Origin of the sequence: Streptomyces sp. NPDC007346, assembly GCF_040703535.1 — a bacterium.
Taxonomy (GTDB): domain Bacteria; phylum Actinomycetota; class Actinomycetes; order Streptomycetales; family Streptomycetaceae; genus Streptomyces.
The window spans coordinates 1-20,016 of record NZ_JBEYKR010000131.1 but is presented as its reverse complement, the minus strand read 5'-3'; the positions used below and the strand labels follow the sequence as shown (position 1 = coordinate 20,016).

Sequence of the window (20,016 nt, the reverse complement as noted above, 5' to 3'; positions counted from 1 at the left end):
GCGTGCTGGTGCTGTTCGACACCGAACAGAAGGGCCTGACCGGCGTGCTGGTGGACAACCGCAAGCAGGCGGTGCGCTGCATGGGGCAGGAGACGTCCCCTGTGCCCGCCCCGCCCCGTACGGCAGCATGGGCCCATGTCCGTACTGACGCGCGACGAAGCGCAGACCCGAGCCCAGATCATCGACGTGGAGCGGTACACGATCGCCCTCGACCTCACCACCGGCGAGGAGACCTTCGACTCCAAGGCCGCCATCCGGTTCACCGCCCGCACGGCCGGTGACACCTTCGTCGAGGTCAAGCCCGCCACCCTGCGCTCCATCGCCCTGGACGGACAGCCGCTGGACCCCGCCCTCCTGGACGGGAACCGCTACCCCCTCACCGGCCTCACCCCCGGCCCCCACGAACTCCACGTGGACGCCGCCATGAGCTACTCCCGCACCGGCGAGGGCATGCACCGCTTCACCGACCCCGCCGACGGCGAGACCTACGTCTACACCCAGCTGTTCATGGAGGACGTCCAGCGCGTCTTCGCCGCCTTCGACCAGCCCGACCTCAAGTCCGTCTTCGCCATCGACGTCACCGCCCCCCAAGGGTGGAAGGTCCTCGGCAACGGAGTCAGCGCCCGCACCGACGACGGGCGCTGGACCATCGCGCCCACCCCCCTCATCTCCACCTACCTCGTCGCCGTCGCCGCAGGCCCCTGGCACTCGGTCACCACCGAACACGCGGGACTGCCCTTCGGCATCCACTGCCGGCGCTCCCTCGCCCCCCACCTCGACGCCGACGCCGACGAGATCCTCGACATCACCCGCGCCTGCTACGACCGCTACCACGAGAAGTTCGACGAGCCCTACCCGTTCGACTCCTACGACCAGGCCTTCGTCCCCGAGTTCAACGCCGGAGCCATGGAGAACCCCGGGCTCGTCACCTTCCGCGACGAGTTCGTCTACCGCTCCGCCGTCACCGACACCGAACGCCAGACCCGCGCCATGGTCATCTCCCACGAGATGGCCCACATGTGGTTCGGCGACCTCGTCACCCTCAGCTGGTGGGACGACATCTGGCTCAACGAGTCCTTCGCCGAGTACATGGGCTACCAGACCCTCACCGAAGCCACCCTCCCCCGCACTCCCAACTCCCTCCGCGCGGGGCAGACCCTGTTCCCCGACGCCTGGGTCGAATTCGGCGTCACCCGCAAGGGCTGGGGCTACGACGCCGACCAGCGCCCCTCCACCCACCCCGTCGCCCCCGACCCCGAGGCCGTACCCGACACCGCCTCCGCCCTCCTCAACTTCGACGGCATCAGCTACGCCAAGGGCGCCTCCGCCCTCCGCCAACTCGTCGCCTGGCTCGGCGAGAAGGACTTCCTCGCCGGGATCAACACCCACTTCGCCCGGCACAAGTTCGCCAACGCCACCCTCGCCGACTTCATCGACAACCTCGCCTCCGCCACCGACCGCGACGTCCACGCCTGGGCCCGGCAGTGGCTGCGCACCACCGGCATCGACACCCTCACCGCCGACGTCCACGAACCCACCGGCCCCACCGAAGCCGGACAGACCTGGACCCTGGCCGTCGAGCGCACCGGCAGCCGCCCCCACCGCATCACCGTCTCCACCTTCGACCACGCCCTCAACACCCAGGCGGGCCCCGGCCACCTCGCCCCCCGCGACCGCTTCGAACTCGACGTACCCGGCGACGGCAGCCCCCTCGTCCGCACCGGCAACCGCCCCGCCCTCGTCGTCCTCAACGACGGCGACCTCACCTACGCCAAGATCCGCCTCGACGCCGCCTCCTGGGACACCGCCCTCACCCACCTCTCCGCCATCCCCGACGCCCTGACCCGGGCCGTCATCTGGAACGCCGCCCGCGACATGGTCCGCGACGGCCAACTGGACCCCACCCGCTACCTCACCGCCGCCCGCACCCACCTCCCGTACGAGAGCGACCTCGCCCTCGTCCAAGGCGTCCTCTCCTTCGCCGACAGCCAGATCGCCGCCCGCTACACCACCCCCGAGGCACGCCCCGCCGCCCTCGCCACCCTCACCAGCCTCTGCCGCGACCTCATCCGCCGCACCGAGGACGGCTCCCACCCGGGCCTGCGCCTCACCGCCGTACGCCACTTCATCGACGCCGCCACCCAGCCCGACACCCTCCAGAGCTGGCTCACCGAAGGCACCGTCCACGGCGGACCCGAACTCGACCCCGAGCTGCGCTGGCGCATCCTCACCCGCCTCGCCGCCCTCGGCGCCACCGACGAGGCGGCCATCGACGCCGAACTCACCGCCGACCCCAGCGCCACCGGCCGCGAAGGCGCCGCCCGCTGCCGGGCCGCCCTGCCCACCCCCGAGGCCAAGGCCACCGCCTGGCAGGCGATGTTCCACGACGACACCCTGTCCAACTACCTGTTCACCGCCACCGCCCAGGGCTTCTGGCAGCCCGGCCAGGACGGGCTCCTGAGGACGTACGTCGACCGCTTCTACCCCGACGCCACCGCCCTCGCCGCCCGCCGCGGCCCCGCCATCGCGGAGGCCGCCGGACGCTACGCCTTCCCCGCGTACGCCGTCGACACCGAGAGCCTCGCCACCGGCACCCGGGCCCTCAAGGACCCGGCCCTCACTCCGGCCCTGCGCCGCAAGCTGACCGACCAGCTCGACGACCTCCGCCGGGCCCTGGCCGTACGGACCACGGAGCACTGAACCGGCCGCGAGACGCACGGGCCGGCCGGTACACGGCAGCAGCCCTCACGTACCGGCCGGCCCCGCGTCCGCCGGATCGGCCGCCCGCAGATCGGCCAGCAGCTCGGCCTGCCCCGTCAGCACCTCGGTCAGGATCGTCCGGGCCACCCTCAGCAGCTCCGCCACCTCAGGGGCGGCCAGCGTGTAGTACACGGCGGAACCCTCCCGCCGCGCGGTGACCAGACCCGCCCGGCGCAACACCGCCAACTGCTGCGAGAGGTGCGCGGCCTCGACCCCCACCTCGCCCAGCATCTCCGAGACCGCGTGCTCACGCTCACTGAGCAGCTCCAGCACCCGGATCCGCACCGGATGACCCAGCGTCTTGAAGAACTCGGCCTTCAGCCGGTACAGCGGGGTACTCACCGACGGGGCCCCGTTCCGAACGCCCGGAACCCATCGCGGCGCGCTGCGCGAGATCTCTTCTCCATGGGTTCATCCTCCCGCCTTCCCCCTGTGCGGATGAACCCGGGGACCGGATCGGCCCTCACCGGACGCGGAACGCGCCGGACCGCTGGAGCGGCAGAGTGACCCAGATGCTCTTGCCCCCGTTGTCCGCGTCCCCCCGCACCACCGCACTGCCGCCCAGCTCCAGGGTCAGCTCCACCACCGTGGCCAGCCCGCGCCCGGAACCGGCCACGGTCGAGGTGTAGAGCGCCGGACGGTAGGGATGACGGTCGTGCACACCGAACGCGAACGCGTCCGGACCGCCCGCGAACACCACCGTCACATTCGGGGAGAGCACCGCCGCGTGCCGCACACTGTTGGCCACCAGCTCACTCACGATCAGCAACGCCGGCCCCGTACACGGCTCCTGCGGCCCCACCCCCCACTCCGCCAGCACCTGCTCCGTCGTCTCCCGTGCGATACGCACCGCCGAACCCATCGCGGGCAGCGTCAGCACATGGCGGTACGGCAACGAGTCATGAGGTCTGATCACCGGGCAGCCTCCTCGGCAGCGGCCACCGGCGCCCCGGCCACCGGCGCTCCGGCCACCGGCGCTCCGGCCACCGGCGCTCCGGCCACCGGCGCCCCGGCCTCCGTCAGGCCGGGGCCGGGGGCCAGCACCCCCGCCTCCCGCAACCGGTCGCGCGCCCCCGCGATGGCCTCCGGCGTGGTCGCGTACTCCCGGCCCTCCCGCCGCAACAGCTCCAGCGCCCCCACCGACTCCAGCGCCTGTCGCTGCCCGGGGCGGATGCCCGAGACCAGCACCGTGATGCCCCGCCGGTTCAACTGGTGCACCGCGTCCTTCAGCATCAGCGCACCCGAGGCGTCCACCGTCGTCACCCGCGACATCCGCAGGATCACCACCCGTACGTCCGCGACCTCCGACAGCGTCAGCAGAAAGCGGTGCGCCCCGGCGAAGAACAACGGGCCATCGATCCGGTACGCCACGATGTGCTCGGCCAGCAGCGCGTGCTCCTCCTCGCTGTGCGCACCCGGCGGCTCGGCCACCTCACCCTGGCCCTCCCGCAGGTCCACCCGGTCCATCCGCGCCTCGCCCGCCACCGCCCGCAGCGCCAGCGCCCCCGCCACCACCAGCCCGATCACCACCGCCAGCACCAGATCCAGCACCAGGGTCGCGGCAGCCGTCAGCACCAGCACCACCGCATCCGAACGGGTCGCCCGAGCCATCGCCCGCAACGCCCCCACCTCGACCATCCGCACCGCCGTAGCCAGCAGCACCCCGGCCAGCGCGGCGAGCGGGATCCGCGAGACCAGCGGAGCCGCCGCGAACACGATCACCGCCAGCACCGCCGCATGGGCCAGCGCCGCGAGCCGGGAGGAGGCACCGGTACGGACATTGACCGCCGTACGGGCGATCGCCGCCGTTGCGGGCACCCCGCCGAACAGCGGGGCCGCCAGGTTGGCGACGCCCTGCCCGAACAGCTCCCGGTCCGGGTCGTGCTTCTGCCCCACCGTCATCCCGTCCGCCACCGTCGCCGACAACAGCGACTCCAGCGCCGCCAGGGCCGCCACCGCGACCGCCGGCGCCACCAGCGAACCCAGCGCCGACACATCCAGGAAGCCCAGCGAAGGCGCGGGCAGCCCGGCCGGCAGCGCCCCGATCCGCTCGGCGCCCAGGTCGAACACCTCCACCGCCACCGTCGCCAGCGCCACCGCGACCACCGAGAACGGGACCGTGGGGAACCGCCGCGCCCCCAGCAGCATCAGCCCGGCCACCCCCACGGTGACGGAGAGGGCCGTCACATGCGGATGCGCGGCGAAGTCCTGGACCGCCCGCCAGGCGACCACCAGCACCTTGTCGCCCTCGGGCACGGCCACGCCCAGCGCGTTCGGGACCTGCTGGAGGGCGATGACCCCCGCGATACCGAACGTGAACCCCTCCACCACCGGCGCGGGGACGTACCGCATGGACCGCCCCGCCCGCAGCAGCGCCAGCCCGATCAGCAGCGCCCCCGCCATCAGCCCCACGGTCAGCACCCCGCCCGCGCCGTACTCGGCGACGATCGGCACGAGGACCACCGTCATCGCCCCGGTCGGCCCCGACACCTGCAGGTTCGACCCGCCGAACACCGCCGCCAGCGCCCCCGCCACCACCGCCGTCGCGAGCCCCGCCTCGGCGCCGAGCCCCGAGGAGACCCCGAAGCCGAGCGCGAGCGGCAGCGCGACGATCGCCACGGTGAGCCCGGCGAGCAGATCACGGCGAGGGTTACGGGTCATGGCCGCGAAGTCCGCCCGGACGGGCAGCAACGCCCGCACCCGGCCCCACGGCGACACCTGTGTGGACGTCGTCACCGCGAGGACACCTCGGCCTCCCGCAGCTCGGCCAGCAACCCGTCCCGGCCCACCAGCATCTCGGTCAGGATGCGCCGGGCCGCCCGCATCAGCTCGGCGACATCACCACCGGCCAGCTCGTACACCACGGTCGAACCCTGCCGGGTCGCGGTCACGATCCCGGACCGGCGCAACACCGCCAGCTGCTGCGACAGGGACGACGGCTCCACCTCGATCGCCGCCAGCAGATCCCGTACGGGGAGCGGACCGACCTGGAGCAGCTCGAGGACTCTGATACGGACCGGATGCCCGAGCATCCGGAAGAACTCGGCCTTCGCCTGGTACAGGGGGACCACCATCGCTCCAGGCCTCTCCTCGGCAGTGCGCCGCCACCGCGGGCGGGGGAGCCGAGCGGGGGCCGCACCGCACGGGTGACAGCGGGACGGCCCCCACAGCATGTAGTGAATTGCAGAATTTCGCAATTAGTGGATCGAGCAACCCCGGAGCAACCCCCACCGCGACGCCGGCCCCCACGCCCGGCCGCCGTCACACCCGCCGCACCCGGCCCTGGGGACCCGCCCGTACACCCGCCCCTGGGGACCCGCCCGTACACCCGTCCCGTAACCGCACACCATTACCACCCGGACCCCCGGCAAACGGGCCACACCGGCCACCAGTACCCCTTTCGAGTTCAGATCGTTGACCTCTTCGGCCGCCCCGCCCGAAACCCGGGACAAGCTGGCATGTCCACCCCACGCCCTCCCGAAGGACCACCCCACCCATGCCCACCCCACCCCTCGCCGGAGGCACCGCAGGGCCCGCCGCACTGCGCCCCCTCATCGACACCGTGCTCACCGCACTCCACGACGGCGCAGCCCTCCGGGACGGCCCCCTCCCCGCCGGCGGACCCGACACCGTCACCCCCCGCACCCGCACCGCCACCCACCCCCTCATCCCCGACCACGGCACCGGCGCCCACCACGCCCTACGCGCCCTCGTCACCGCCCTCACCGAAGGCGCCGCCGACCCCGCCCACCCCCACTGCGCCGCCCACCTCCACACCCCACCCCTCGCCCTGGCGGCAGCAGCCGACCTCGCCGCCAGCGCCCTCAACCCCTCCATGGACTCCTGGGACCAGGCCCCCGCCGCCTCCGCCCTCGAAGCCGACCTCACCACCGCACTCGCCGCCGAGATCTACCCCCACGCCCCCTCACCCGACGCCGTCATCACCACCGGCGGCACCGAGGCCAACCAACTCGCCCTCCTCCTCGCCCGCGAACGCCACGGCCCCGTCCAGACCATCTGCGCCACCAACGCCCACCACAGCGTCGCCCGCGCCGCCTGGCTCCTCGGCCTCCCCGAGCCCGTCCCCGTACCCGCCCCCACCGGCACCCTCGACCTCGCCGCCCTCGACGAAGCCCTCACCCACCTCCACCGCCCCCTCCTCGTCGTCGCCACCGCCGGAACCACCGACACCGGCGAGATCGACCCCCTCGACGCCATCGCCGACCTCTGCGCCACCCACGCCGCCGAACTCCACATCGACGCCGCCTACGGCGGACCCCTCCTCTTCAGCCCCACCCACCGCACCCTCCTCCACGGCCTCGACCGCGCCCAGAGCGTCACCCTCGACCTGCACAAACTCGGCTGGCAACCCGCATCCGCCGGCCTCTTCGCCGTACCCGAACGCCACCACCTCGCCCCCCTCCACCACCACGCCCCCTACCTCAACGCCGACGACGACACCGAAGCCGGCCTCCCCGACCTCCTCGGCCGCTCCCTGCGCACCACCCGGCGCCCCGACGCGCTCAAGATCGCCGTCACCCTCCAAGCCCTCGGCCGCACCGGACTCGCCGACCTCATCGACCGCACCGTCGCCACCGCACACCACCTCGCCGACCTCATCACCAAAACCCCCGGCCTCGACCTCTACGACCGCCCCACCATCACCACCGTCCTCTTCCGCCCCACCAACGCCGACGACCACACCGTCGCCACCCTCCGCCGGACCCTCCTCAACCGAGGCCACGCCGTCCTCGGCCGCGCCCACGCCACCGACCGCCTCTGGCTCAAGGCCACCCTCCTCAACCCCCACACCACCCCCGAAGACCTCCAGGCCCTCATCGACCTGGTCACCACGACGGCCGCCGACCTGGTCACCACTACGGGGCCCGATCCGGCCACCACTACGGGGCCCGATCCGGGCGTCACCACCACTGGCGCCGACCCGGGCACCCCCAGCACCAGCACCGACCCAGCCACCCCCACCCTCATCCCCCCGCCCACCACCACCCCCACCCCCACCACCCCCCTCACGGAAGGCGACACCCCGCGATGACCGACCGGCCCGCCCCCGACCCCGCCCCCGACCCCGACCGGCCCCACGACCTCATCGGCATCGGCATCGGCCCCTTCAACCTCTCCCTCGCCGCCCTCGCCCACAACATCCCCGCCACCCCCGACGACCCCCGCCCCCTCGCCGCGACCTTCTACGAGCAGCGCCCCGCCTTCCACTGGCACCCCGGCCTCCTCCTCGACGGCGCCAGCCTCCAAGTCCCCTTCCTCGCCGACCTCGTCACCCTCGCCGACCCCACCAGCCCCTGGAGCTTCCTCAACTACCTCCGCACCCGCGACCGCCTCTTCCCCTTCTACTTCGCCGAGCGCTTCCACATCCAACGAGCCGAATACGACGCCTACTGCCGCTGGGTCAGCGAACAACTCCCCGGACTCCACTTCGGCCACCAGGTCGACGCCGTCCGCTGGAACACCGAACACGCCCTCTTCGAAGTCGACTTCACCCAACTCGACCGCGACGGCGAAGCCGAAGCACTCGGCCGCGCCTACGCCCGCCACATCGCCCTCGGCATCGGCACCGAACCCTTCGTCCCCGAACCCCTGCGCCCCCTAGCCGAAGCCGAATCCGTCCCCGTACTCCACTCCGCCGACTACCTCCGCCACCGCGAACGGCTCCTCACCGCCGACCACATCACCGTCATCGGCTCAGGACAGTCCGGCGCCGAGATCTTCCTCGACCTCCTCCGCGCCCGCCCCGAAGGCGCAGAGAACATCCACTGGCTCGCCCGCACCCAGGCCTTCGCCCCCATGGAATATTCCAAGCTCGGCCTGGAGCACTTCACCCCCGACTACAGCCGCTACTTCCACGCCCTCCCCGAAACCGCCCGCGACGAACTCGTCCCCCGCCAATGGCAGCTCCACAAAGGCATCGACGCCGACACCATCGCCGCCATCCACGACGAGCTCTACCGCCGCACCCTCCACGGCGGCTGGCCCGACGCCACCCTCACCCCCGGCGTCCACGTCCGCACCGCCGGCCGCCTCGCCAACACCCGCGTCGAACTCCACCTCGAACACACCCAGCAAGGCACCCGCTCCCGCCTCACCACCGACGCCGTCATCCTCGCCACCGGCTACCGCGAACGGCCCCTCGACGCCATCCTCGGCGGCCTCCACCCCTACCTCCGCCGCGACGCCTCCCACCGCCCCCGCATCGACGACCGGTACCGCCTCGTCCTCGACCACAACGTCACCGGACACGTCTACGTACAGAACGCCGAACGCCACACCCACGGAGTCGGCGCCCCCGACCTCGGCCTCGCCGCCTGGCGCAGCGCCACCATCCTCAACAGCCTCACCGGCACCACCCCCTACCCCCTCCCCGAACGCACCGCCTTCACCACCTTCGGCCTCACCCCCAACGCCCCGAGAGTCCCCGCCCAGGCCCCCGCCCTCATCCCCCTCACCCAGTCCGTCTGACCCAGTCCGTCTGACCCAGTCCGTCTGACCCACCACGACACAGAACGGCCCGGGACCCCCCACCGACGGAGACCCGGGCCGAACCAAGAGCACACCCCAGCGCTACGGGAAGACCGGCGCCCCCTCACGCGTCAGCCGCCACCCCACCGAAGCGAACGCCGCCGGATCCACCGACCCCTTCTCCCGCACCCACGCGATGATCGTGTTCCGGATCTCCTCCGAATCCGCCCACACCTGCTTCGCCCCCGGCACATGCGGGAAATTGCCCCCACCACTCGCCCGGTAATTGTTCACCGCGAAAACGAACCATGCCGCCGGATCGACCGCCACCCCCTCGAAGGAAAGCCCCACGATCCGCGACCCCACCGGCTGCGAAACATCGATGTCGTACGTCACCCCCGACACCGCGTCATAGTTGTAATCCGGAATACCGTCCGCATTCGTCAGCTTCGCCGTATCCACCGGACCACCCGCCGGCGTCCGCACGTAATACCGCGCCGAATACTCCAGATACTCCTTCAACTGCGCCCCCGTGAGCAGCCGCGCCTCCAGCGTGTTCTCGAACGGATACAGCCCCGCCGCATCCTTGATCGTCACCTCACCCGCCGGAATCCCCGCCGTACGCGAGAAGCACGACGCCTGCGACAGCACCGGCAGCGCCGCGTACTCCCCACCCGCCAGCGCCGCCGCCACCGTCTCCACCTGCACCTGGTTGATCAGATCGATGATCGGCTCGTCCTTCCACGGCGCGTCCGCCGTCGACATCGCCACCACCGACGTACCGATCACCTGGTTGACATACGCCACCACCTTCCGGTGCTCGCTCCGCAACAGCGACACCACCTTCCGGTCCTCCGCCACCGTATTCGAGTTCAGCACCCGCGAACCGGCCCCCTCGACCGCCCAGCGCCCCCTCTCCCACACCAGCTCGAAATCGAACAACGTCAGCCGCTGCCCCCACTTCGCCGGCTCCGAAAGAACGACCCGCTTCCCCGTCACCCTGTTCGTCACGAAATGCTCGGCGATCTCCTCATGGGCATGCCCCACCAGAATCGCGTCGATCCCCGGCACCTGCTCCGCCACCAGACCCGCCGCATTCTCCACATACGGCAACTGATCCCCGTACGACGACGTCCCCGACGAACCCGAATGCGCCGACACGACCACCACATCAGCACCCAGCGAACGCAGCTTCGGCACCCACTTCGCCGCCTGCTCCTCCAACCCCGGGAACACCATCCTCCCGCCCACATTCACCTTGTCCCAGATCGCGATCCCCGGATTCGTCAACCCCAGAACCGCCACCCGCACATCCCGCCCGAACGGCGTCCGCAACCGCTTGATCACATACGGCGCGAACGCCGGCCGCAACGTCTTCGCATCCAGCGCATTCGCCCCCAGCAGCGGAAAATCACACTGCTCCTCGAACTTCCGCAGCACCGGAATCCCATAATTGAACTCGTGATTCCCCAGAGCGGCCGCGTCATAGCCGATCGCGTTCATCGCCTTCGCCATCGGATGCACCGGACCACGCCGCGCCGTGATCGGATCGACCTTCGCGTAGTAGTACGACAACTGCGTGCCCTGGATCGTGTCACCCGCATCGATCAGCAACGTGTTCCGGCGCCCCTTCTCCCGGCGCACCCGATCCACCAGCGTCGAGATCTTCGCCAGACCGACATCGTTGTGGGCCGCGTCGTCGTACTCCCCGTCCGTGAAGTAATCCCAGTTGAAGACGTTCCCGTGCAGATCCGTCGTCCCCATCACCGTGAACGAGTACCGCTCCGAGGGCCGCCCACGACCATGACCGTGCCCATGCCCGCCACCATGCGCCCGAGCCCCACCCGCCGCACCCACGACCGCACCACCAGCCATCGCCGCCCCCGCACCGGCAGCAGCCGAACGGCCCAGAAACGTCCTACGGTCCCACCGGTTCAGCGGCATCGTTCAGTCACTCCTCGTCCAGTACGGGCAACGCGCGTAGATTCTGACCCGCCCCCCTCTCCACGCAACACCCCACGCAGGTTTCGATCCGATGACCACCCCACACACCTCCTCCACACCCACCCCCGTGCCACAGTGAACCCATGACCAAAACCCCCGCACCCGCACCCGCCCCCACCACCCACCACCCCTACGGCACCCCCGACACCCCCCACGTCACCGTCCGCGGCGAAGCCCACCTCGAAGTCGACCCCGAAATCGCCCAGATCACCGTCACCCTCACCGCCCGCGGCACCGACCGCCGCACCACCCTCGACGGCCTCACCCACCGCAACACCACCACCCTCGACCTCATCAAGAGCTACGGCGACACCATCGAAAAACTCGAAACCGGCACCCTCACCATCACCCCCGAACTCACCCGCCGCGGCCGCACCGACCACATCCGCACCTACCACGGCCACATCCAACTCACCGTCACCATCGCCGACTTCACCACCCTCGGCGAACTCACCGCCCGCCTCGCCGACCACGACCTCACCCGCATCGACGGCCCCTGGTGGTCCCTGCGCCCCACCTCACCCCACCACGCCACCGCACGCCGCCAAGCCGTCCGCGAAGCCCTCCAACGCGCCCGCGAATACGCCGAAGCCCTCGACACCCGCCTCGGCGCCCTCCTCGAACTCAGCGACACCGGCACCCGCCACAGCCCCCTCGGCCGCGCCGCCTTCGCCGAGTCCATGCCCTACGCGGCAGCGGCAGGAGGAGCAGAAGCCGCCGACACCACCCCGATCGACCTCGAACCCGTACGCCAGAACATCGACGCCCAGGTCGAAGCGTCCTTCACCCTCATCCCGCCGACCCTCGGATAAACGCTCATCGGAGCGGACCGCCGCACAATTCAACACTTGTCAATAACCCTTCACCCAAAGGTTGTTGAGGTGTCATGAGCAGCCAAATACCTACCCGTAGGTAAGGATTAGGCTCGAACCATGCGCCGAGCGAAAATCGTTTGTACCCTGGGACCGGCAACCGACACATACGACCAGATCAAGGCCCTGGTCGAAGCGGGAATGGACATCGCCCGCTTCAACCTCAGCCACGGCTCCTACGCCGAACACGAGCAGCGATACCACCACGTACGCAAAGCCGCCGAAGAGACCGGCCGCAGCGTCGGCATCCTCGCCGACCTTCAAGGCCCGAAGATCCGCCTCGGACGCTTCCGCGAAGGCCCCGTACTCCTTGAACGCGGCGACACCTTCACCATCACCGTCGAACCCCTCGAAAACGAAGGCAACGGCGACATCTGCTCCACCACCTACGACGGCCTCGCCGCCGACGTCACCACCGGCGAACGCATCCTCGTCGACGACGGCCGCGTCACCCTCGAAGTCACCGACGTCGACGGCCCCCGCGTCCACACCACCGTCATCGAAGGCGGCATGGTCTCCGACAACAAGGGCCTCAACCTCCCCGGCGTCGCCGTCTCCGTCCCCGCCCTCTCCGAGAAGGACATCGACGACCTCCGCTGGGCCCTGCGCATCGGCGCCGACCTCATCGCCCTCTCCTTCGTCCGCACCGGACGCGACATCCACGACGTCCACCGCATCATGGACGAGGAAGGCCACCGCCTCCCCGTCATCGCCAAGGTCGAAAAACCCCAGGCCGTCGACAACATCGACGACATCGTCGCCGCCTTCGACGGCATCATGGTCGCCCGCGGCGACCTCGGCGTCGAAATGCCCCTGGAACAGGTCCCGATCGTCCAGAAACGCGCCATCAAGCTCGCCAAGCGCAACGCCAAACCCGTCATCGTCGCCACCCAGATGCTCGACTCGATGATCGACAACTCCCGCCCCACCCGCGCCGAAGCCTCCGACGTCGCCAACGCGATCATCGACGGCACCGACGCGGTGATGCTCTCCGGCGAGACCAGCGTCGGCAAATACCCCGTCGAGACCGTGCGCACCATGTCCCGCATCGTCGAAGCCGCCGAGGAAGACATCCTCGCCAAGGGCCTCCCGCCCCTCACCGAACGCAACAAGCCCCGCACCCAGGGCGGCGCGGTCGCCAGGGCCGCCGCCGAGATGGGCGACTTCCTCGGCGCCAAGTTCCTCGTCGCCTTCACCCAGAGCGGCGACACCGTCAAGCGCCTCTCCCGCTACCGCTCACCCATCCCCCTCCTCGCCTTCACCCCCGACGAAGCGACCCGCGCCCAGCTCAACCTGACGTGGGGCGTCGAGACCTTCCTCGGCCCGAAGGTGGACTCCACGGACGCGATGGTGGCCCAGGTCGACGAGGAACTCCTGCGCATCGGCCGCTGCGCGAAGGGCGACATCGTGGTGATCACGGCCGGCTCCCCGCCCGGCGTGGCAGGCTCCACCAACCTGGTCCGCGTCCACCACATCGGCGAGGACGACAGCCCGAAGTAAGCAGGGCGGCTCAGTATTTAGGCCCGACGTGCGCATCCATGAGGGCGACGGATGCCCGTCGGGCTACGGAGATGTTGAACGGATCGCTGCCGCGCGCGAGGGTGGTCCACTCCACGCCTACGGCGGTGAGGGTGTCGCTGAAGAGCTTGCGGATGTCGTCGGACTTGTTGGTGAAGAAGTACCGGGGATATTCGTAGCGCTTGCGTTCACCACGAACCATGCGCGTGGCCCAGTTGGTGATGCGGCAGCCGTCGGAGTGGAAGAGCCCGCGGATGAATTCCCAGGGGTGGGCGTCCACGATCTGCTGCTGCCACGGCTCCAGGACGATCCTGCGGTCGTGTTTCTTGCCGGGGCCGTGCTGAGGGAAGAGGCAGGGCCAGTGCTTGCTGAAGGAAGTGATGTACTGGCAGCCCGCACTTGCCACCCGGCAGACCTTGTTGTGCGGGCGCGCGGTCTGTACGGCTTCGGCGCAGGCATCGATGAGGCCCGGCCAAGCGTCGGCGCACGCGATACGCAGCGAGTACACACCTCGTTTGGCCGCGCTGATGCAGCCGTCCCCGAGGTAGAGGCCCAGTAAGTAGGCGTACGAGGAGGGGTTCTCGATCGCCGTGGGCACTTCGGCGCACCTGGGGCATGGCTTGCCCCGGTTCGTGTCGAGCGGTTCGAGGCGCGTCCGCCAGGAACGAATCGCGGCGCGCGATATGCCGGTCTGCTTGCTTACGGAATTGAGGCTGCGCCCCTGCGCGACCAGAGCCAGAGCTCGCTCGCGGGTCCCCACGTCGTACATGTTGCCGAGTTTTGTCGCGCAGGCGCCGATCCGGCATGGAAACGCACGCGCGTACTCAGATCAAGTGAAGTTCGCTGAATCGCCTTGCGCCTTGGAATCCAAGGAAAAGTGCCCCAGGTGGGATTCGAACCCACACTGTCCGCTGTTTGAGAGCGGCCTCTCTAACCAGTTGGAGTACTGGGGCCTTAGAAAGGAAGGGTCATTGCTGCCCTGCGCGTCACTACCTTACAGGAGCTAGGTAGGCTCGTGGCAGCAGTATCTGCCCCATACCGAGGAGCCCCGTGACCACCCCCGAGTCGCCCCAGCCCGTAGACGCCGTCGACGACGACAAGTCGCACGTCCCGCCGCTGACGACCCGCGTCGTCATCGCCGAGGACGAGGCCCTCATCCGTCTCGACCTCAAGGAGATGCTGGAGGAGGAGGGCTACTCCGTCGTCGGTGAGGCGGGCGACGGGCAGCAGGCCGTCGAGCTGGCCCGGGAGCACCGGCCGGACCTGGTGATCCTCGATGTGAAGATGCCGGTCCTCGACGGGATCTCCGCCGCCGAGAAGATCGCCGAGGAGTCCATCGCCCCGGTCCTGATGCTCACCGCCTTCTCGCAGCGCGACCTCGTCGAGCGGGCCCGGGACGCGGGGGCGATGGCGTACCTGGTGAAGCCGTTCAGCAAGAGCGACGTGGTGCCGGCCATCGAGATGGCCGTCTCCCGGTTCGCGGAGCTGAAGGCGTTGGAGAGCGAGATCGCGGACCTTTCGCAGCGGCTGGAGACGCGGAAGCTGGTGGACCGGGCGAAGAGCATTCTCCAGACGGATTACGGGCTCTCCGAGCCGGCCGCGTTCCGGTGGATCCAGAAGACGTCGATGGACCGCCGGATGTCGATGCAGCAGCTGGCGGAGGCGCTGATCGCGGACGCCGAGGAGAAGAAGGCGGCCGAGTAGCCCCGTAGGCGACAAGGCGTACGAGTGAGGCCCGCACCTGGGAGGAACCGGGTGCGGGCCTTACTCGTACGGGAGGGGGGTCAGTCCTCGCCGAGGTACGCCTTGCGGACGGAGTCGTCGTGCAGCAGGTCCTGGCCGGTGCCGGAGAGGACGATGCTGCCGACCTCCATGACGTGCGCGTGGTTGGCGAGCGAGAGTGCCGCCTGGGCGTTCTGCTCGACGAGCAGGATGGTGGTGCCCTGGTCGCGCAGTTCGGTGATGGTCGCCATGATCTTCTGCATCATGATCGGGGAGAGGCCCATGGAGGGCTCGTCGAGCATGAGCAGTTTGGGCTGGGACATGAGGGCGCGGCCCATGGCGAGCATCTGCTGTTCGCCGCCGGAGAGGGTGCCGGCGGCTTGTTTGCGGCGTTCCCCGAGGATGGGGAAGAGGTCGTAGGCGCGCTGGATGTCCTTGGCTATCCCGTCGCTGTCCTTGCGGAGGAAGGCGCCGAGGCGCAGGTTGTCCTCGATGGACATGCGGGGGAAGATGTGGCGGCCCTCGGGGGAGTGGGCGAGTCCCAGGGAGACGACCTGGTGGGCCGGGACCTTGCGGAGGGACTTGCCGTTGAACTTGATCTGGCCGGCGAGCGGTTTGATCAGTCCGGAGAGGGTGCGCAGCGTCGTCGTCTTGCCGGCGCCGTTGGTGCCGATGAGGGTGACGACTTCGCCGGCCTCGACCTTGAACGAGATTCCTTTGACGGCCTCGATCTTGCCGTAGGCGACGCGCAGGTCCTCGACTTCGAGAAGTGCGGTCATCGGTCGTTCTCCTTGCTGGTGCTCTCGCCGGGTGTTGCCGGAGGGGCATCGGGGGTGGCCTCTGCCTGGGGGGCGGGGGTCTCCGGTGCCGTGGTTCCCGGGGTGGTGGCCTCGGGGGTCTCCGATGCGGCGGCGGCTTCGGCGGCTTCGACCTCGGCGACTTCGGCTGCGCCGGGGTCGCCTTCGAAGGGTTCGCCGAGGTAGGCGGCGACGACGCGGTCGTCGCCCTGGACCTCGGCGGCGGTGCCTTCGACGAGTTTCTCGCCCTGGACGAGGCAGGCCACCCGGTCGCAGAGGTTGAAGATGAAGCGCATGTCGTGCTCGATGACGAGGACGGCGATGCCCTTGTCGCGGATGGCGAAGATGAGTTCTTCGGCCGCGCGGGTCTCCTGCGGGTTCATGCCGGCGGTGGGCTCGTCGAGGAGGAGGAGGCCGGGTTCGCTGGCGAGTGCGCGGGCGATCTCCAGCTTGCGCTGTTCGCCGTAGGGGAGGTTGCGGGAGAGGTGTTCGGCCTTGCGTTCGAGGCCGACGAACTCCAGCAGTTCCATGGCGCGGGCCTTGGACTCGGCTTCGGCGCGGTGGAAGCCGGGGCCGCGCAGGAGGGCGGACCAGAGGCCTTCCTTGGTGCGGGTGTGGCGTCCGACGAGGACGTTCTCCAGGACGGTCATGTTGGAGAAGAGGCGGATGTTCTGGAAGGTGCGGGCGATGCCGGTCGCTGTGATCTTGAAGGATTTGGCGGGGAGGACGGTGCCTTTGTAGCGGACCTCGCCCTCGGTGGGGATGTAGAGGCCGGTGAGGCAGTTGAAGAAGGTGGTTTTGCCGGCGCCGTTGGGGCCGATGAGGCCGACGATCTCGCCGGAGTTGACGGTGAGGTCGACGGATCGGACGGCGGTGAGGCCGCCGAACCGCATGGTGACGCCGCGGGCGTCGAGGACGGTTTCGCCGGGGGTGCTCACGGCTGCTGCCTCGGCGGTGGTGGTGTCGGTGGTCATCGTCAGGCCCCTGCCTTGGTGAGAGTGGCGGGCGCTTCGTCCTTCTCGTGGAATTCGAGTTGGCGGCGGCGGTTGGGGATGAGGCCTTCGGGGCGGAAGCGCATGAGCAGGACCAGTGCGAGGCCGAAGATCAGGAGCTGGAAGTTGCTCATGAACTGGAGCTTGGCGGGGATGAGGAAGAGCAGTGCGCCGCCGACGAGGGGGCCGCTGATGGTGCCCATGCCGCCGAGGACGACCGCTGCGAGGAGGAAGGCCGAGTTGGGCGGGACGGAGCGGGCGAACTCGTACTGCTCGGGTGTCACGGTGTAGGTGACGTGGGCCTGGACGGCTCCGGCGAGGCCGGCGAGGGTGGCGCCGAGGGCGAAGGCGATGAGCTTGGTGCGGAAGCCGTTGATGCCCATGGCTTCGGCGGCGGTCTCGTCCTCGCGGATGGCGACCCAGGCTCGGCCGATGCGGGATTCGGAGCTTCGCCTGAAGACCACGACCACGATGAAGGTGACGAGGAGCATCAGGAAGAAGTAGTTGGCGAAGCGGCCGATGGTGAATCCGGCGATGGTGTGGGTGGCGCCGAAGTCGAAGCCGAACATGGTGAGGTTCGGGATCGAGGAGATGCCGTTGGAGCCGTTGGTGACGTCGGGTCCGGAGGTGCCGTCGAGGTTGAGGACGGCGATGCGGAAGATCTCGCCGAAGCCGAGGGTGACGATGGCGAGGTAGTCGCCGCGGAGTCGCAGGGTGGGGGCGCCGATGAGGACGCCGAAGATCATCGAGGCGGTTGCGCCGACGAGGATCGCCTGCCAGAAGGGCAGTTGGATGCCGAGTGGGGAGGTGGGTGAGCCGGAGACCAGGGCGGCGGCGTAGGCGCCGACGCCGAGGAAGGCGACGTAGCCGAGGTCGAGGAGGCCGGCGAGGCCGACGACGATGTTGAGGCCGAGGGCGACGGTGGCGAAGATGAGGATGTTGACGCCGATGGTCGCGTACTGGTCGTCGGACTGGGTGAAGGGGAAGGCCGCGGCGGCGACGAAGGCGCCGATGAGGGTGACGTTGCGGTGGCGGGCGGTGAGTGCGGAGACGCGCTGGATGAGGCCGGCTTTCTGGATCGCCGCGAAGCCGAAGCCCGCGGTGATGAGGAAGCCGATGAACAGCTCGTCGTACTCGGTGGTGATGCCGTAGGTGAAGACGACCAGGCCGAGGGCGAGGACGACCGCGACGATGAGGATCTCGATGTACGAGGGGAGTGTCTTCGCGGGCCGGGCGTGGCTGGTGGCGAAGGCGGCCTTGTAGGTGGCGAAGCGGTTGCTCAGGTTGTGCTTGAACTGGTCGAAGCCGCTGTCCTCGGGGTCGGCCGGGTGGTTCTCGGGTCGCTCGTAGGGCAGGGAGCGGGAGCCGAGCCAGCCGATGAGGGTGCCGGCGAGGGCGACGTAGGCGCCGGGTTCGAGGTTGACGACGCCGTTGAGCTGGACGCTGATGGCGATGACCGAGAACCAGGCGGTGGCCAGGGCCGCGTAGGCGGCGAGCCGGATCGCGGCGTCGGAGCCCTGGGGGGTGAGCCAGGTCAGGCCTTTGATCCCGTAGGAGGAGAGGCTGAAGAGGGTGACCAGGGCGCCGCTGACGAGGACGAGCCATTGGAGGCCGCCGGGGTAGCCGTAGACCGTGAGGTCGCCGGGGAAGGCGGAGGTCCAGGTCCAGGCGAGGAAGGCGGAGACGACGGTGAGTGCGCCGCCGGCGGTGGCGGTGGCTCGTGCGATGTGCGGCGGGAGGGAGAGGGGGCCGCGGGTGGCCGGGGTGGCCGGTGCGGTTGTGGTGACCGTGGTGGTCTGTGTTGTGGTCATCGTGGTCACGCCCTGTCCGTGACGCGCTCGCCCATGATGCCTTGGGGCCGGAAGAGGAGCACGAGGATGAGGAGTACGAACGCCCAGGCGTTGGCCCAGGACTGGCCGCCGAGCTGTTCGAGGCCGGGGATCTCGGCGACGTAGGCGGCGGCCATGGTCTCGGCGACGCCGAGGGTGAGGCCGCCGATCATGGCGCCGTAGATGTTGCCGATGCCGCCGAGGACGGCTGCGGTGAAGGCCTTGAGGCCGAGGAGGAAGCCCATGCGGAACTGGACTTCGCCGTACTTGAGGCCGTAGGCGACGGCTCCGATGGCGGCGAAGGTGGCGCCGAGGGCGAAGGCGACCACGATGATGCGGTCGGTGTTGATGCCCATGAGCTTGGCGGTGTCGGGGTCCTGTGCGGTGGCCTGCATGCCGCGGCCGGTGCGGGTCTTGATGACGAAGTAGCCGAGGACGGCCATCGATATGGGGGCGGCGATGAGCAGGAAGACGTCGCCGGTCTGGATGGTGACGGGGCCGATTTCGAAGGGGCCGCCGGGGATTTCGGGGAAGGTGCGGGCGGATTTGGCGCCCGGGTACCAGGCCCATACGGCTTGCTGGAGTGCGAGCGAGAGGCCGATGGCGGTGATGAGGGGTGCGAGGCGTGGTCCGCCGCGCAGCGGTCGGTAGGCGAAACGTTCCGCTCCGACTGCGATGAGGGTGGCGACGATGATCGCGCCGATGATCATGAGGGGGAGTGCGAGCAGCACGCTGGTGCCGCTGGGGAGTATGAGCCAGACCGTGAGGGCCCCGAAGCCGCCGGTCATGAAGATCTCGCCGTGGGCGAAGTTGATGAGCTGGACGATGCCGTAGACCATCGTGTAGCCAATGGCGACCAGCCCGTACATCGATCCGAGTAGCAGGCCGTTGACCAGCTGTTGCGGCAGTTCGTTCACCGCGGGTCCTCCGTGTCTTTCGCCGGATATAGAGCCGCGCGGGTCGAAATACAGGTGCGGCATGCTGCCTGCAGTGGCCCGTGCCCATTCGTACAGGCTCAGGCCGTAACCGGCGC

Annotated in this window: 16 protein-coding genes and 1 tRNA gene; 6 read left to right on the top strand and 11 right to left on the bottom strand. The window is 69.8% G+C overall.

The window, feature by feature from the left end:
• The first annotated feature begins 135 nt into the window (after positions 1-135).
• Positions 136-2,700: an aminopeptidase N gene (gene pepN / locus AB0917_RS27000; protein ID WP_366822278.1), complete on the top strand. Its 2,565-nt coding sequence runs from the start codon at positions 136-138 to the stop codon at positions 2,698-2,700.
• 45 nt (positions 2,701-2,745) lie between these two features.
• On the opposite strand, the gene AB0917_RS26995 is transcribed toward pepN, so the two are convergent.
• From AB0917_RS26995 to AB0917_RS26980, 4 genes are all read right to left on the bottom strand, one after another.
• Complete coding sequence (locus AB0917_RS26995) at positions 2,746-3,102, bottom strand: metalloregulator ArsR/SmtB family transcription factor (RefSeq protein WP_366822277.1); 357 nt, start codon at positions 3,100-3,102, stop codon at positions 2,746-2,748.
• A gap of 121 nt (positions 3,103-3,223) precedes the next feature.
• The gene (locus tag AB0917_RS26990) at positions 3,224-3,676 is read right to left on the bottom strand and encodes an ATP-binding protein (RefSeq protein ID WP_366822276.1); all 453 of its coding nucleotides are present in this window, start codon (positions 3,674-3,676) and stop codon (positions 3,224-3,226) included.
• Entirely contained in the window at positions 3,673-5,421 is a 1,749-nt protein-coding gene (locus AB0917_RS26985) for a SulP family inorganic anion transporter (protein WP_366822279.1), read from the bottom strand. The genes AB0917_RS26990 and AB0917_RS26985 overlap by 4 nt, the downstream gene beginning before the upstream one ends.
• 71 nt (positions 5,422-5,492) lie before the next feature.
• Positions 5,493-5,834, bottom strand: coding sequence for a metalloregulator ArsR/SmtB family transcription factor (locus AB0917_RS26980; RefSeq protein ID WP_366822275.1), 342 nt, complete (start codon positions 5,832-5,834; stop codon positions 5,493-5,495).
• Positions 5,835-6,256: 422 nt separating this feature from the next.
• Between AB0917_RS26980 and AB0917_RS26975 the strand changes: the two genes are divergently transcribed.
• Both AB0917_RS26975 and AB0917_RS26970 read left to right on the top strand, forming a co-directional pair.
• Positions 6,257-7,813, top strand: a complete 1,557-nt coding sequence (locus tag AB0917_RS26975; RefSeq protein ID WP_366822274.1) for an aminotransferase class V-fold PLP-dependent enzyme — start codon at positions 6,257-6,259, stop codon at positions 7,811-7,813.
• The gene (locus tag AB0917_RS26970) at positions 7,810-9,249 is read left to right on the top strand and encodes a SidA/IucD/PvdA family monooxygenase (RefSeq protein ID WP_366822273.1); all 1,440 of its coding nucleotides are present in this window, start codon (positions 7,810-7,812) and stop codon (positions 9,247-9,249) included. Before AB0917_RS26975 ends, AB0917_RS26970 begins: the two co-directional genes overlap by 4 nt.
• Positions 9,250-9,351: 102 nt before the next feature.
• Here AB0917_RS26970 and AB0917_RS26965 read toward each other — a convergent pair whose 3' ends face one another.
• On the bottom strand, positions 9,352-11,193 hold the full coding sequence (locus tag AB0917_RS26965; protein WP_366822272.1) for a 5'-nucleotidase C-terminal domain-containing protein: 1,842 nt from the start codon (positions 11,191-11,193) through the stop codon (positions 9,352-9,354).
• 143 nt (positions 11,194-11,336) lie between these two features.
• Between AB0917_RS26965 and AB0917_RS26960 the strand changes: the two genes are divergently transcribed.
• Both AB0917_RS26960 and pyk read left to right on the top strand, forming a co-directional pair.
• Complete coding sequence (locus AB0917_RS26960; RefSeq protein WP_366822271.1) at positions 11,337-12,065, top strand: SIMPL domain-containing protein; 729 nt, start codon at positions 11,337-11,339, stop codon at positions 12,063-12,065.
• A gap of 120 nt (positions 12,066-12,185) precedes the next feature.
• Positions 12,186-13,625 carry a pyruvate kinase gene (gene pyk / locus AB0917_RS26955; protein ID WP_366822270.1) on the top strand — a complete coding sequence of 480 codons (1,440 nt, stop codon included), beginning with the start codon at positions 12,186-12,188 and terminating at the stop codon, positions 13,623-13,625.
• A gap of 10 nt (positions 13,626-13,635) precedes the next feature.
• Here pyk and AB0917_RS26950 read toward each other — a convergent pair whose 3' ends face one another.
• Positions 13,636-14,412 (bottom strand): helix-turn-helix domain-containing protein, encoded by a 777-nt coding sequence (locus tag AB0917_RS26950; protein ID WP_366822268.1) that lies wholly within the window; start codon positions 14,410-14,412, stop codon positions 13,636-13,638.
• A gap of 109 nt (positions 14,413-14,521) precedes the next feature.
• A tRNA-Leu gene (locus AB0917_RS26945) sits at positions 14,522-14,596 on the bottom strand.
• A gap of 97 nt (positions 14,597-14,693) precedes the next feature.
• Between AB0917_RS26945 and AB0917_RS26940 the strand changes: the two genes are divergently transcribed.
• The gene (locus tag AB0917_RS26940; RefSeq protein ID WP_366822267.1) at positions 14,694-15,347 is read left to right on the top strand and encodes a response regulator; all 654 of its coding nucleotides are present in this window, start codon (positions 14,694-14,696) and stop codon (positions 15,345-15,347) included.
• Between the two features lie 80 nt (positions 15,348-15,427).
• Here AB0917_RS26940 and AB0917_RS26935 read toward each other — a convergent pair whose 3' ends face one another.
• Genes AB0917_RS26935 through AB0917_RS26920 form a run of 4 tightly spaced genes read right to left on the bottom strand, consistent with a single transcriptional unit; the run spans position 15,428 to position 19,900 of the window.
• On the bottom strand, positions 15,428-16,144 hold the full coding sequence (locus tag AB0917_RS26935; RefSeq protein ID WP_366822266.1) for an ABC transporter ATP-binding protein: 717 nt from the start codon (positions 16,142-16,144) through the stop codon (positions 15,428-15,430).
• Positions 16,141-17,136 carry an ABC transporter ATP-binding protein gene (locus AB0917_RS26930; RefSeq protein ID WP_366822265.1) on the bottom strand — a complete coding sequence of 332 codons (996 nt, stop codon included), beginning with the start codon at positions 17,134-17,136 and terminating at the stop codon, positions 16,141-16,143. Before AB0917_RS26930 ends, AB0917_RS26935 begins: the two co-directional genes overlap by 4 nt.
• Positions 17,137-17,138: 2 nt before the next feature.
• The gene (locus AB0917_RS26925; RefSeq protein ID WP_366822264.1) at positions 17,139-18,974 is read right to left on the bottom strand and encodes a branched-chain amino acid ABC transporter permease; all 1,836 of its coding nucleotides are present in this window, start codon (positions 18,972-18,974) and stop codon (positions 17,139-17,141) included.
• Positions 18,971-19,900 carry a branched-chain amino acid ABC transporter permease gene (locus tag AB0917_RS26920; protein WP_366822263.1) on the bottom strand — a complete coding sequence of 310 codons (930 nt, stop codon included), beginning with the start codon at positions 19,898-19,900 and terminating at the stop codon, positions 18,971-18,973. Before AB0917_RS26920 ends, AB0917_RS26925 begins: the two co-directional genes overlap by 4 nt.
• Positions 19,901-20,016 lie beyond the last annotated feature (116 nt).